A 13,817-nucleotide genomic window follows, 5' to 3' on the forward strand; every position below is an offset into this window, starting at 1 on the left:
TCAGGCAGCTATAACTATTGCATTTATACGTTTTCTTTTATTTTGTTTCAACTTTACATCTCCTCCGAAATATATAATTCGAAATGTAATCATCTCTCGAACAAATGACAATGATTTTCATTATTATTGTCAACTGGAAAAATAAAAAGTTTACAAAAAAATAACCCCTTTTTAAGGGGGTTATGCCATTTTTTCTCCGGTTTCTTCTTTAAAAAAGCTCTTCATCGCATGGAATACGTCTGCTTTTTGCTTTAAAATATAATATCTAAAATTCTCATCTTTAATATTTTTATAGGCTGACATGAGGGTACTATGGCGGTTGTACTGATTCACTTCCCCATATCCAAACATATTACATTTCTTCATTAATTCTTCCACAAGCTTTACACATCTAGCATTATCTGATGTTAAATTATCACCATCTGAAAAATGGAATGGATAAATATTATAGCGGTCTGGTGAATATTTATTATCGATTAGCTCGAGTGCTTTTTTGTATACGGAGGAGCAGATTGTTCCGCCACTTTCTCCTTTTGAGAAAAATTCTTCTTCTGTAACGACTTTCGCTTCTGTATGATGAGCAATAAATTCAATATCAACTGTTTCATACTTTGTGCGTAAAAATCTTGTCATCCAGAAAAAGAAGCTACGTGCCATATACTTCTCCCACATTCCCATCGATCCACTCGTATCCATCATCGCTAAGACAACAGCCTTTGAATCTGGCTTTAATACTTCATTCCAAGTGCGGAACTTTAAATCTTCTTGATGAATTGGATGGAAAGATGCTTTACCACGCATCGCATTTCGTTTATATGCGGATATCATTGTTCGTTTCTTATCGATATTTCCCCATAATCCTGTTTTTCTAATGTCATTAAATTCAACATGTTCAATCCGGTTTTCATCTATTTCTTTTCTCTTTAAATTAGGCAGTTCTAACTCTCTGAAAAACGCTTGCTCTAATTCTAAAATAGAGACTTCAGCTTCATAGTAATCTTCCCCAGCTGCATCTCCTGCTCTTTGCCCTTTTCCTGGCCCTTTTTGTTTTTGACCACCTGATCCATCTCTCGCAACGACATCACCAACTTTGCTGTCACCGTTTCCTTGCCCTACATGTTTATTTTTATCATAATTGTATCTAATCTTATATTCATCTAGAGAACGAATTGGTATTTTTACAACATCCTTGCCATTAGACATAACTATACTTTCTTCTGTTACAAGATCGGGTAAATTATTCTTAATTGCCTCTTGTACTTTTTCTTGATGGCGCTGTTGGTCGTCATATCCTTTGCGATGGAGGGACCAGTTTTCCTGTGAAATCGTATAATTTGGTTGATTTTCTTCGCCCATTCCTTTCCCTCCTTACTGTAATTGTCTTCCTGTATGAACAGCAAGCTACAAATTTTGTTCTGTAATGTGCAAGCTAGAATATTTGAAAGGTAACTGCCCATAGAAAATCATCCCATAAACATTTATAACGTTTTTCATACAATACCCCGAGCATCCTAAACAAAATTTTGCCACTCACATAATAGAAAGAAATATTCAGCCACTGATAAGAAAGAAACACAATGCATTGTTGCACACATTTTTACTTTGCAACATATTGTATTGTGTTGGCTTTTTTCGTATGAATGGTTGGTTACTCTATCATATGCATATTGTAAAAATAATTGACAATAAATTCATCAAATTGCATCTTAATTTATTACATTTGGACAAGGTATGACACTTTACACACATATGAACGGATAATAAAACGCTGTCCCGCAAAATACAAGAGACAGCGTTTTGTTATCAAACTATCGGTTTAACAAGCTACCTACATAGCGTAGTAATTCATTTGCTGAAGAAGAATTATAGCCATGCTCATCAATTAAACGCGCAACAACATCATTGATTTTCTTAAGCTGATTTTCGTCCGGTGTTTTCGTTGATGTTGTAATTTTCACTATATCTTTTAAATCAGCAAATAGTTTTTTCTGAATCGCTTCACGAAGACGTTCATGTGAATTATAATCAAAGCGTTTTCCTTTACGGGCATAAGCAGAAATGCGAATTAAAATCTCTTCACGGAATGCTTTCTTAGCATTTTCTGAAATTCCAATTTGCTCTTCAATTGAGCGCATTAGTTTTTCATCTGGACTCATTTCTTCCCCTGTTAACGGATCACGTAATTTCGATTTATTGCAGTACGCCTCGACGTTATCTAAGTAATTATCCATAAGCGTCTTAGCTGATTCTTCATATGAATAAACAAACGCTTTTTGTACTTCTTTCTTCGCGATTTCATCGTATTCTTTTCTCGCTAATGAGATGAAATTCATATAACGTTCACGGTCTTCATTACTAATCGATGGATGCTGATCCAGCCCATCTTTTAAAGATCTAAGTACATCTAACGCGTTAATAGATGGTACCTCTTTTCGAATGATTGTAGACGAAATTCGGTTAATGACATAACGAGGATCAATACCCTTCATGCCTTCATCTTGATATTCGCGTTGTAATTCTTCTACATCAATCGCATTATAACCTTCTACCGTTTCTCCATCATACAAACGCATCTTTTTAATTAAATCAATATCCGGACGCTTCGGATCTTTTAAACGAGTTAAAATAGTGAACATTGCTGCAACGCGAAGTGTATGTGGTGCAATGTGAACATTCGACACATCACTTTCACGAATCATTTTTTCATAAATATGTTCTTCTTCACTTACTCGTAAATTATAAGGAACTGGCATTACAATAATTCTTGAGTGTAATGCTTCATTTTTCTTATTTGCTATAAATGAGCGATACTCTGTTTCATTCGTATGCGCTACAATTAATTCATCTGCTGAAATAAGCGCAAATCTTCCCGCTTTGAAATTCCCTTCTTGCGTAAGCGATAATAAGTGCCATAAAAACTTCTCATCGCATTTTAACATCTCTTGGAACTCCATCATTCCTCGGTTTGCCTTATTTAATTCTCCATCAAATCGATACGCACGCGGATCTGATTCTGAACCATATTCTGCAATCGTAGAAAAGTCCAGACTACCTGTTAAATCTGCAATATCCTGTGATTTTGGATCAGACGGGCTAAATGTACCAATCCCTGTACGGCGATCTTCAGAGAAGAAAATACGCTCTACAACTACATCCTCAATTCTTGATCCGTATTCTTGCTCTAAACGCATGACATTTAGTGGTGATAAATTCCCTTCAATTCTAACTCCATACTCATCAAAGAAATCATCTCGTAAATGATGTGGAATTAAATGCAGTGGATCCTCATGCATTGGGCATCCTTTAATTGCAAAAATTGCTCCGCGATCTGTTCTTGAATATGTTTCTAATCCTCGTTTCAACATCGTAACTAACGTTGATTTCCCTCCACTAACAGGACCCATTAATAATAAAATTCTTTTTCTAACATCTAATCGTTTTGCAGATGGATGAAAATATTCCTCTACAAGACGTTCTAGAGCATCCTCTAATCCAAAGAGCTGATTACTAAAGAAGTTATACTTTCTTCTACCATCAACTTCTTCAATTCCGGCATCTTTTATCATATTGTAAATGCGAGAGTGTGCTGTTTGAGCCACCCATGGTCTTTCTTTCACAAGCTCCAAATACTCCGCAAACGTACCTTCCCATTGTAAACGTTCTTCTGCTGCTCGATGCTGTTCAATCTTTTTTAGAATATCCATTATAGCTCCTCCCCCATCTCCTTGTTCAATCGGATTATTATAAAAGGTATGCTAGGATGTCCTTAAACATTCTTTAAATCAAAACGAAATATATAATAGCACGCTAAAATTCTCTCCAAAATTCAAAGAAAATTCTGTATAATATAGGTATTAACGTTTTTACACTGCTATTCATTATAAATAAATTCTTTTCTTCTAAGAACCTTACATACATTTTGGGTAATAAATAAAACTCGTGAACCGAAAAAAGTAAGGAGGATATTAGTATGAAATTATTATTAATTTTAGGTGTATCACTCACATTTCTTACAGCGATTTTTACATCCGGTTACAATGACAAACCAGGTACACATAAAAAATGATGTGCTTTTAGCACATCATTTTTTTATGCATTATTTATAATACATATTTTCCATATCATATTTGGATAGTGGTCGGCTATAATAATAACCTTGTACAAGCTTCACATTCTTTTCTTTCAAAAACTGTATTTGCTCCTTTTTTTCTACTCCCTCTGCAATTACATTCAATTCTAAAGTATGAGCTAAATGAATAATTGCAGCTGTAATATTCGTATCACGTTCATCTATATGTATACCTTCCATAAAAGAACGATCAATTTTTAAAGTATCAATTGGATATGTTTTTAAGTAACTTAAAGATGAATAGCCTGTTCCAAAATCATCTAAATGAATCTTTAAATTTTGTTCTTTTAATTGTAGTAACACTCTCTTCGATATATCTTTATGTATAAGAGCTCCTTCTGTAACCTCTATCGCTAATAAATGAGCTGGTACATTGTACTTATTTAAAGCCCGTGTAATCATCTCTATTAATGTAATAGAGCGAAAGTGTCTAGCTGAAATATTAACTGCGATTGGGACCACTTCATATCCTTTATTTAACCATTCGCGCAGTTGCTGACACACTTGATTTACTACCCATTCATCGAGCTTAATAATAAATCCTGTTCTTTCTGCCAACGGAATAAATTGGTTTGGAGAAACAAATCCTAATTCCTTATTCTCCCACCTTATTAAAGCTTCCATACTAGCTATTTTTTTCGTCTCAATATTAATTTGTGGCTGATAATATAAGAAAAATTCATTTTTTTCTATAGCACGATGTAACTGGTTTTCTATTATAAACCTTTGTTCACGCTCACAGTCTAATCCACTACAATAAAAATGATAATGTCCTTTTCCTTTTTCTTTTGCTTTTTCTAAAGCAGCATCGACCCTCTGAAATAGTATTTTTTCATCTTCTCCATCTGCTGGAGCCATTACAATTCCAATTGACGCACTTAAATATACATCTTCTTCTTCGATTACAAAATATTCACTAATATTTTTCAGTATGCTTTTTGCAACTTCCTCTACACATTCTTTCGTTATATTTTCTATTAACATAACAAATTGATCATCGTGTTCTCTAAATAAGTGCATACCTTCTATTTTTAGATTGCTTAAACATTCTGTAACTTTTTGTAATACTTTATCTCCCTCTTTATGACCAAATGTATCATTAATACGATGAAACTCATCTAAATCTATAAATACAAGCGCAAAATTTATACTCTCATTTAAAAAAGTATTTAACTTATTTGCACATGAAATTCTATTCATTAATCCCGTTAACTGGTCATAGTAAGCTAAATATTCTGTTCGCATTTCGTTTAATACTTGCCTTGTAACATCTCTCGTAACAATATAAACTCCAACAATTTCACCGTTCACAATAATCGGGATAGTTCTCAAAGAAATATATAGCTCGTACCCTTCTTTATGAATATATTTCTTTGAAACAATTTGTTTTGCTTTTCCTTGCATCGATCCCTTAAATATAATTTGAAAATCTTTTTCATATTCTTTATTAATGAATTCAAAAATAAATTTATTATTTAATTCCTCATACCGGTATCCAAATATTTCATACGTTGCCGGGTTTGCATATGTAACTCTCCCTATAGAATCTATAGATATAATTGAGTCATTATTATATTCCAGTAACGACTTAAATAACATTTGTTTTTCCTCTATCTCTGTCTTCTCCTCAATTTGAGCTGTAATATCTCTTGTAATACAAATAACAAATTGACATATTCCTTCTTCATCGCAGACAGGATTAAGTGAAGATTCATAATGTATCTCACCTTTTGGTAATTTGACTACATCACAAAAAGTGTGTGCTTTCGCTTCTCTCACTACTTTTTCATATTGCCTTTGCAATATCCCCGCTATATCTTTTGGTAATACTTCTGCAAAAGTTTTTCCATAGCACTCTTCGCTTAACCTAGCATAATCCATTCCTATTTTATTCACATACATATATTTAAACGTTTCATCATCAATAACTTTCAATATAAATACTAAATCTTGAATAGCATGTAATAATCCTTGTCTAATTAAATCCATATCTATCATACTTAAAAAGGTATTTTGATTACTATATTCTTCCTTCATATTTATCTCAACCCGTCTTATCTATTTTTAATCATATATCCCATTCTATATGATTATGTCCTCTCTTTTAAATGTATGATTATATATTATTTTTATTTTATAAAAAAAAGTCGCCATATGGCGACTTTTAATAAACGATTTCTAAATCTAATCCAGGGTAATTTTGTTGACGGAACGCTTCATAAATTAAAATTGCTGCTGTATTAGATAAATTTAATGAACGTACTTTATCTGTCATTGGAATACGTAAACAATGATCAAAGTTTTCTTCGATTACATTAGCTGGTAAGCCGTTTGTTTCTCTTCCAAATACAAAATAGTAATCCTTCTCGCGCTTGCTATAGTCAAACGCTGTATGAGCTTTCTCGCCATACTTTGTTAAATAGAAGAATTCACCGTCTTTATTTTTTTCATAAAATTCTTCAATTGAATCATAATACGTAATTTTCACGTGCTGCCAATAATCTAATCCTGCACGCTTTAACATTTTATCATCCGTTGAAAATCCAAGCGGTCTAATCAAATGTAATTCTGTTCCAGTTGCTGCACAAGTACGAGCAATATTTCCTGTATTTGCTGGAATTTCTGGCTGATATAAAACAACATGTACTCCCACGCGATATTCACCTCTGTTTTTTGTCTACTACGTATTATACCACTTGAGCGAAAAATCTCTACCCATTAATAATATGAAAGAATTTATATTTCATTTGTGGTGTATATTTACTAGAGTCTTCATAGTTCCAATAACGTCGACGGCTATTCGCTGAATGTGCATTTACAAGCGGCATACCATCTGCATCTTTTGCTACTACAATCGTCGTATGATTCCATCTTCCGTCATCCTCGAAATCATAAGCAATTACATCTCCAAGAATAAGTTCTTCTGGCCTCTCTACCGCCTCTGCTCGAAGTCCTGTTGTAGCACCTGACAAATACCAATAAAAAGAATGTGCAACAGCCCAGCTCCAACTCCACTGATTCTCCCTTTGCCACCATCCTTTACGAATATTAGGATATCCGTTCATAGGTACTTCTCCAGTATGAAGACATTGAGAAATGAAATTCGTACAATTATCAGGGAAATTACGATACATAGGATTTCGGTCATCCCACCAACGCTCTGCATATTTCACTGCCTCTAAACGATTATACTGATAAGAACCGTACTTCTCTTTCGTAATTTCCCTTTCTAATGTCTCACCCATTCTAATTTCTTCTGACACTTCAATATCATAATCGCCTATAATCCGACTATTATTTAAACAAACTCTTCGTTTTAATTGTTCCTCTTCAATATAAAATAATTCTTTATGCTTAATTAAATATTTAAAATGTATTTGATAATCAATTTCTTGATGGTCATTACTATTTAATTGTCTAATGAAAGAAACATCCGCAATTGCTTTCACTATATGTGCACTACGCCTTTGAAACAATTGTTTCTTTCTCTGTGCCATTTGTAGTAAATCCTCAGCAATACCATCCACGTCTGTTCGTTTCTCTGTGATATATGCTAAAAACTGTTGTACTTGCTTTTCAATATTCATTTTTACAGCCATTTCGTTTCCCTCCCATATTACAATATGAAAAAGGGAAATATTATCTACTCTTTTTTCTGTGCTAACAATTCAAGCCCGCGATTCATTTCATGAAGTACTTCTTCATCTTTCTCACGTTCAATCGCTTTCTCAATCGCTTCGCCTACTCCATCTCCCCCAATTTTCCCAAGTGCCCATGCTGCCGTTCCGCGCAATACCGGTCTTGGGTCATCTTTCATAACACCAATTAAATCAGGAATTGCCGATGCTTCTTTAAAATGTGCTAATGCTAAAATCGCATTTCTTTGCAGTGGCTTTTTCCCTCTCCATGACCCTGACATAATCCCATATTTCTCTTTAAAATCACGATTACTAATTGTTAAAAGTGGCGTTAATAATGGTTTAACTAGCTCAGGATCCGGCTCCATCTCAGGATGATTATGAAAATCCATTCCTTTGTTTTTCGGGCAAACAGTCTGACACGTATCACATCCATATATACGATTTCCTATTTTATCGCGATATTCTTCAGGTAGGAATCCTTTCGTCTGTGTTAAAAACGCAATACACTTCTTCGAATCTAACTGTCCCCCCTGTATTAAAGCACCTGTAGGACAAATATCGATACATTTCGTACAGCCCCCGCATTGATCTTCTATCGGCTTATCTGGCGGGAATGGAACATTTGTAATCATTTCCCCTAAGTATACGTACGAACCGAATTCAGGTGTAATAATAGCACAGTTTTTCCCACTCCAGCCAATGCCTGCACGCTCTGATACAGCTCGATCACTTAATTCACCTGTATCAACCATGGACTTCACTTCTATATCTGGAAGTTTTTCAATTAAATATGCTTCTAATTTTTGCAAACGATCTCGTAAAACAAGATGATAATCTTGTCCCCAAGAAGCACGGCAAAAAATTCCACGGCGTTCTCCACGCTTACTTAATGGTGCATTTTTTAATTTTGAAGGATATGCTAAAGCAATCGCAATAATTGATTTAGCACCCGGTAATAAAAGTTGCGGATTCGTTCTCTTCTCTATATCAGGCTCTTCAAATCCAGATTGATAATTTAATTGTTGTTGCTGGATTAAGCGCTGCTTTAATTCCTCAAAAGGAGAAGCACTCGCAAAGCCTATTTTATCTATGCCAATTGTTTTACTATACGCAATTACATCTTGCTTTAATTTTTCAAAATCCACTCTTAATCGCCTCCTCAGATGAATCCATCATCCCTTATGTAACGACTTTATTGGTTAGTAATTCACTTTTGGAATACTATTATTCACTTCTATTTTCGCATGTAATTATATTTTTCAAACATTAAAAAACGCAATGCCTCGTTTATCTCGGAAACGAAACACTGCGTTGATCACAATTTATAGAAAAACATTTAATAAAATTTGGAGCGGGTGAAGAGAATCGAACTCTCGACCAGAGCTTGGAAGGCTCTTGTTTTACCACTAAACTACACCCGCAAATATGAATTACATATAAGATATTAGAATAACTTATGTAAAGTAGTATAGCATGTTAAAAAAATAGAGGCAAGAATTTTATCGAAAAAAGTCGAAAAAGTGATGAGAGACCTCATCACTTTTTCAATTCTTTATCAATGGCCTTCTTCATACTATCGAAATCAGGGTTTGCAAGATTTCCGTTTACATATACTGAAGGAGCACCTTGAACTTTTAATTTTTGAGCACGATCTGAATCTTTACGTACTTTTTCTGTAATTTCTTTACTGTGTAAATCTTTCTTAAATTGCTCTACATCAACTTTTGGAAGTTTCTCTTTCACAATGCTAAGAAGCAAATCTTCTGTAATCCATTCTTCCGTATCTTTCTTTTGATTTTGATAAATCTCATCATAGAAAATCCAGAATGAATCTTTATCTTGTTTATAAATTGCTTCACCAGCTGCTGCACCTAAATCCGAGTCTTTTCCGATAAATGGGAAGTTAATAAAATATAACTGCACTTTGCCTTTATCAATATACTCTTCTTTTAATCGAGGTAATACTGTTACATCCCAAGTACGACAAGCAGGACATTTAAAGTCTCCAAATTCAACTACCTTAACTGGAGCATCATCTTTCCCTAAAGATTGTTGCGTGGAATAAGCAAACATCTCATTCCCTTTATCTTTTTTGTCATTTATGATGCTATACGCAATTGTTCCAATTACAATCAATACTGCGATAGAAAAAACTATACCAAGAGCCATGAGTTTATTTGATTTCATATACATTCCTCTTTAATTTCATATTCTGTATACAGCATTGTACACAATACACATAATATCAACACTTATATACGTCACGCAATGAACACGCTCACATAAATTACAAAAACACAATAATTGTGACGATATTGTGTCACAATTTGTCACAATTTATTCAAAAAAAAGAAGCTCCTCTGTAGGAACTTCTCTTAACTTACTGCTTTTTTACGCGCACTATTTAACATCGACTGCTCTATTTTTATATCATGACGAATTACTAATTTCTCACTAACTGCTTGAACATACTCATCATGGCTTATATAGCCTTCTTTCTCCATTAGTCTCAAAACGACATTTCGTCTCTCTACTGCTTTATCATAATTTTGGGCAGGTGAGTAATAAGCAGGTGCTTTTACTACAGCAGCCATCATTGCACTTTCAGCCAACGTTAATTGGTTCACCTTTTTACCGAAGTAAAGGTTTGCTGCTTTTTCAATTCCCCATGCTCCTTCACCATAATAAATGTTACTTACATATAATTTTAAAATTTCATCCTTCGTAAATGTGCGTTCAATTTTTTTCGTATAAAAAATCTCTTTCCACTTACGAGAAAATGTACGCTCATTAGTTAAAAAAGCATTTTTAGATAGCTGCTGTGTAATCGTGCTTCCTCCTTGCACGACACCACCAGCCTTTATATTCTCAACAGAGGCCCTAATAATTGCTATATAATCTAAACCGTTATGATGATAAAATCTTTTATCTTCTGTCGCAATAAATGCATGTGTTAATGATTCTGGCACCTCTAAATTAGCCGGTACATGTAATTTACTAATGTCACTTTTCTCAATCATTACATTTCCAATGAATAATAACGTACAACTTAACAATAATAATAATATAATGGCTTTATAAAAAAGTTTAGTCATTGGATTTAATGCAACTTTTTGATGATAGTTCACCATAGATAATACTCGTTCTTTCATCTTGAACACCTCTTTTCCACACAGCATATAACTCTTACTTTAAGAATACATTGTTGTAAAAAAATATCCCATCGATTTCTCTTACACGTACCTTACATCATTGTAAGGTATAAAGTGAAACTTTAATCACCCCTCACCAATCACGTTCCCGGCAAATAGCGGGGTAAAAAAGTATTGTATCACAGACCTTTTTTATCTACTATTCATCTGAAATATTGAATATAGATTATATTCAATCACGAATAACCAATAACAGAGTAAGCCTTAAAGCTATTATATTTTCACTTTACACTTTAATTATATCATCTACAAATATATATACTTTTGACTATCTAGTAATCTTAATGTATATAACATATACATTATAAAGAACGAACGTTCTATAAATCAATACTAACACTATTATTATTTTGACCTTTTTCTTAAACAGTATACAAAAAAGAGTAGTGATTTGAATGTATCTCAAATCAGCTACTCTTTTCTTTACAATCTTCCTATTAAATTATATGGCTGTACTTCCCACGTTTCATACGGAATACAATGTGTTACTCTCATTGCATCAAGCGTTCTGGATTTCATATGAGGACGCGTTATATACTCATCTATGTTCTCTTCATTTAAATCAACAAATTTAGCCTCTTGTATTTCTTCAGGTTGAATTTTTATTTCGCCACTCACATATGCTACTTTAAAAACAACAGCTAGAATGTGCATAGAGGCATTATAATAAACCCCAGTAATTCCGATAGGCTTCACCGTTAACCCTGTTTCCTCTTTTATTTCCCTACAGACAGCTTGATCGAGTGCTTCTCCTTCTTCTACCTGTCCTCCTGGCATTTCCCACGTATCAGCTCGCCAGTGTACCTTTGTTAATAACACTTCATTTTTCTCATTTGTTAAATAACCTGCTACGGCAACTATATGCTTTGGTGTCTTATGTTCCATACTAAGCCTCCTAGAAATAATGGTTATTTCATATATCCCTATAAGCATATTCCCTATCTACACCAAAATACCTTTAATAATTCATCACCTTAATTAACTTCATAAAAAAAGCCCCTATTCGTTAAACGAAAAGGGGCTTTCATCGTATTACTCTCCTAAGTCTACGTTGTGGTAAACTTGTTGTACATCTTCTAAATCTTCTAATGCATCAACCATTTTCTCAAATTGTACTTGAGCATCTTCAGGAAGTGTAACATCACTTTGTGCAAGCATTGTTAATTCTGCAACTGTAAATTCTTCAACACCAGCACCTTTAAGTGCAGATTGTACTGAATGGAATTGATCTGGTTCAGCATACACGATAACAGCATCTTCTTCTTCTAGAATGTCACGTGCATCTACATCTGCTTCCATTAAAATTTCAAGAACTTCATCTGATGTTTTACCTTCAAGGCCGATAACAGCTGTCGCATCAAACATGTAAGCTACAGAACCGTTTACACCCATGTTACCACTGTTTTTGCTAAATGCAGCTCGTACATCTGCTGCAGTACGGTTTACGTTATTTGTAAGTGTATCTACAATAACCATAGCTCCATTTGGTCCAAATCCTTCATAACGAAGCTCGTCATAATTTTCCTCTGAACCGCCTTTTGCTTTTTCAACTGCACGATCAATAATTGTTCTTGGTACATTGTATGTTTTCGCACGTTCTAATACGACTCTAAGCGCTTGGTTTGATTCTGGATCTGGCTCGCCTTGTTTTGCCGCCACATAAATTTCACGTCCAAATTTCGCGTATATACGGCTTGTATTTGCATCTTTTGATGCTTTTTTGTCTTTAATATTGTTCCATTTACGGCCCATACTTTCCACTCTCTTTCTCGTTTTAAATCTACATAAAAATATTAATATGAAATATAATGTGTGTTCAACACATTTTTAAAAGAAATATAAAAAGTTCATTTTTGATTCATATTACAGACATAATATAAATCACTATCATTTTGTTCTTTCGACAAGTTATATTATACATGAATTCCTAAGTTTATTACGAATTTTAGCATCACATAATATAATTTAACAAAAAAGACTCTAAGATTTCTATTAGAGTCTTTTTATATTGCTGATACTTATTTCCATAATATCCCTATAATTACTTTCTACTGTTGTATAATAAAAATAGGAAAAAATTTAAAGAAAAGATGAAGGGAGAATTATGACACATTCAAATGAAAAAAAATCACATGCTTTTAAAGGAATAGGAGAAAAGTTAAACCCAACTATCTATCAAGTAAGATTCATGAAATTAGATGAACCAATCCAATTTGAGGCGTTTCCTGAATTGAAGGAATTAGGGGACTGGTTAAGTACTTCAACGCAAATGTGGGCGTGCCACTCAACAATGTATAAGTACAACAGAGAAGAGTTTAAAAAGAAGTTTTTAGAAATTACAAACTTAACCGTTGATAATGTACTAATATCTACTGGTGGTGTCGGATTTAACCTCATGTCACCGGGTGGAGAAATTCTCTCTAAATACCGCAATTAAAAGGATAAAATTGAATGTTTGTTTTTATCCTTTTAATGTTTCGCAGTTTACTCACCGTACACTTTTTGTGCTTATTTTGTCATGTAATGAAAAGAAAACAAAAAACTCTATACTAATTGTATAGAGTTTTTTTACGACGTTCATGATACCGATGGTCGGGGTCGAACCGACACTCCCGAAGGAACACGATTTTGAGTCGTGCGCGTCTGCCAATTCCGCCACATCGGCACAAAAGAAAAGGCGGCAACCGGATTTGAACCGGTGATAAAGGTTTTGCAGACCTCTGCCTTACCACTTGGCTATGCCGCCATATTAAATTTTATTGGAGCGGAAGACGGGATTCGAACCCGCGACCCCAACCTTGGCAAGGTTGTATTCTACCACTGAACTACTTCCGC

The 13,817-nt window shown here is 34.0% G+C and carries 10 protein-coding genes, 4 tRNA genes and 1 pseudogene; 1 reads left to right on the forward strand and 14 read right to left on the reverse strand.

Annotated features, from left to right (window positions below):
* Positions 1-180: 180 nt before the first annotated feature.
* The 11 genes from yhbH to ACQRBL_RS02745 form a co-directional block, all read right to left on the reverse strand.
* Positions 181-1,356 (reverse strand): sporulation protein YhbH, encoded by a 1,176-nt coding sequence (gene yhbH, locus ACQRBL_RS02695; protein ID WP_411996370.1) that lies wholly within the window; start codon positions 1,354-1,356, stop codon positions 181-183.
* Positions 1,357-1,808: 452 nt separating this feature from the next.
* Positions 1,809-3,704, reverse strand: coding sequence for a PrkA family serine protein kinase (locus ACQRBL_RS02700; RefSeq protein WP_000353273.1), 1,896 nt, complete (start codon positions 3,702-3,704; stop codon positions 1,809-1,811).
* A gap of 392 nt (positions 3,705-4,096) precedes the next feature.
* On the reverse strand, positions 4,097-6,166 hold the full coding sequence (locus tag ACQRBL_RS02705) for a sensor domain-containing protein (RefSeq protein WP_088021006.1): 2,070 nt from the start codon (positions 6,164-6,166) through the stop codon (positions 4,097-4,099).
* Positions 6,167-6,293: 127 nt separating this feature from the next.
* A complete protein-coding gene (trmL, locus tag ACQRBL_RS02710; protein WP_000538147.1) occupies positions 6,294-6,782 on the reverse strand; it encodes a tRNA (uridine(34)/cytosine(34)/5-carboxymethylaminomethyluridine(34)-2'-O)-methyltransferase TrmL in 489 nt (162 codons plus the stop codon).
* A 58-nt stretch (positions 6,783-6,840) separates the two neighbouring features.
* Positions 6,841-7,728 carry an amidase domain-containing protein gene (locus ACQRBL_RS02715; RefSeq protein ID WP_000279322.1) on the reverse strand — a complete coding sequence of 296 codons (888 nt, stop codon included), beginning with the start codon at positions 7,726-7,728 and terminating at the stop codon, positions 6,841-6,843.
* A 44-nt stretch (positions 7,729-7,772) separates the two neighbouring features.
* Positions 7,773-8,915, reverse strand: a complete 1,143-nt coding sequence (gene queG / locus ACQRBL_RS02720) for a tRNA epoxyqueuosine(34) reductase QueG (RefSeq protein ID WP_089170377.1) — start codon at positions 8,913-8,915, stop codon at positions 7,773-7,775.
* Positions 8,916-9,117: 202 nt separating this feature from the next.
* Positions 9,118-9,191 (reverse strand) — tRNA-Gly (locus tag ACQRBL_RS02725).
* Between the two features lie 115 nt (positions 9,192-9,306).
* On the reverse strand, positions 9,307-9,957 hold the full coding sequence (locus ACQRBL_RS02730; protein WP_000841308.1) for a DsbA family protein: 651 nt from the start codon (positions 9,955-9,957) through the stop codon (positions 9,307-9,309).
* Between the two features lie 188 nt (positions 9,958-10,145).
* Positions 10,146-10,922, reverse strand: coding sequence for a transglycosylase domain-containing protein (locus ACQRBL_RS02735; RefSeq protein ID WP_411996369.1), 777 nt, complete (start codon positions 10,920-10,922; stop codon positions 10,146-10,148).
* Between the two features lie 483 nt (positions 10,923-11,405).
* Positions 11,406-11,867, reverse strand: coding sequence for an NUDIX hydrolase (locus ACQRBL_RS02740; protein WP_023521008.1), 462 nt, complete (start codon positions 11,865-11,867; stop codon positions 11,406-11,408).
* A gap of 147 nt (positions 11,868-12,014) precedes the next feature.
* Positions 12,015-12,734: a YebC/PmpR family DNA-binding transcriptional regulator gene (locus ACQRBL_RS02745; RefSeq protein WP_000532949.1), complete on the reverse strand. Its 720-nt coding sequence runs from the start codon at positions 12,732-12,734 to the stop codon at positions 12,015-12,017.
* Between the two features lie 352 nt (positions 12,735-13,086).
* Between ACQRBL_RS02745 and ACQRBL_RS02750 the strand changes: the two are divergent.
* Positions 13,087-13,406: pseudogene (locus ACQRBL_RS02750) on the forward strand (DUF3884 family protein).
* A gap of 159 nt (positions 13,407-13,565) precedes the next feature.
* Here the strand turns inward: ACQRBL_RS02750 and ACQRBL_RS02755 are convergent.
* From ACQRBL_RS02755 to ACQRBL_RS02765, 3 genes are all read right to left on the reverse strand, one after another.
* Positions 13,566-13,647: transfer RNA gene (locus ACQRBL_RS02755), tRNA-Leu, on the reverse strand.
* A 10-nt stretch (positions 13,648-13,657) separates the two neighbouring features.
* Positions 13,658-13,728 (reverse strand) — tRNA-Cys (locus ACQRBL_RS02760).
* A 14-nt stretch (positions 13,729-13,742) separates the two neighbouring features.
* A tRNA-Gly gene (locus ACQRBL_RS02765) sits at positions 13,743-13,817 on the reverse strand.

Origin of the sequence: Bacillus sp. AF62 (genome assembly GCF_050312695.1) — a bacterium.
GTDB lineage: Bacteria > Bacillota > Bacilli > Bacillales > Bacillaceae_G > Bacillus_A > Bacillus_A cereus.

What these genes read in the sequence shown, in the direction of transcription:
- yhbH (WP_411996370.1), bottom strand. Translation starts at nt 1,356, where the DNA reads ATGGGCGAAGAAAATCAACCAAATTATACGATTTCACAGGAAAACTGG.
- ACQRBL_RS02700 (WP_000353273.1), bottom strand. Translation starts at nt 3,704, where the DNA reads ATGGATATTCTAAAAAAGATTGAACAGCATCGAGCAGCAGAAGAACGT.
- ACQRBL_RS02705 (WP_088021006.1), bottom strand. Translation starts at nt 6,166, where the DNA reads ATGAAGGAAGAATATAGTAATCAAAATACCTTTTTAAGTATGATAGAT.
- ACQRBL_RS02715 (WP_000279322.1), bottom strand. Translation starts at nt 7,728, where the DNA reads ATGGCTGTAAAAATGAATATTGAAAAGCAAGTACAACAGTTTTTAGCA.
- ACQRBL_RS02730 (WP_000841308.1), bottom strand. Translation starts at nt 9,957, where the DNA reads ATGAAATCAAATAAACTCATGGCTCTTGGTATAGTTTTTTCTATCGCA.
- ACQRBL_RS02735 (WP_411996369.1), bottom strand. Translation starts at nt 10,922, where the DNA reads ATGAAAGAACGAGTATTATCTATGGTGAACTATCATCAAAAAGTTGCA.
- ACQRBL_RS02740 (WP_023521008.1), bottom strand. Translation starts at nt 11,867, where the DNA reads ATGGAACATAAGACACCAAAGCATATAGTTGCCGTAGCAGGTTATTTA.
- ACQRBL_RS02745 (WP_000532949.1), bottom strand. Translation starts at nt 12,734, where the DNA reads ATGGGCCGTAAATGGAACAATATTAAAGACAAAAAAGCATCAAAAGAT.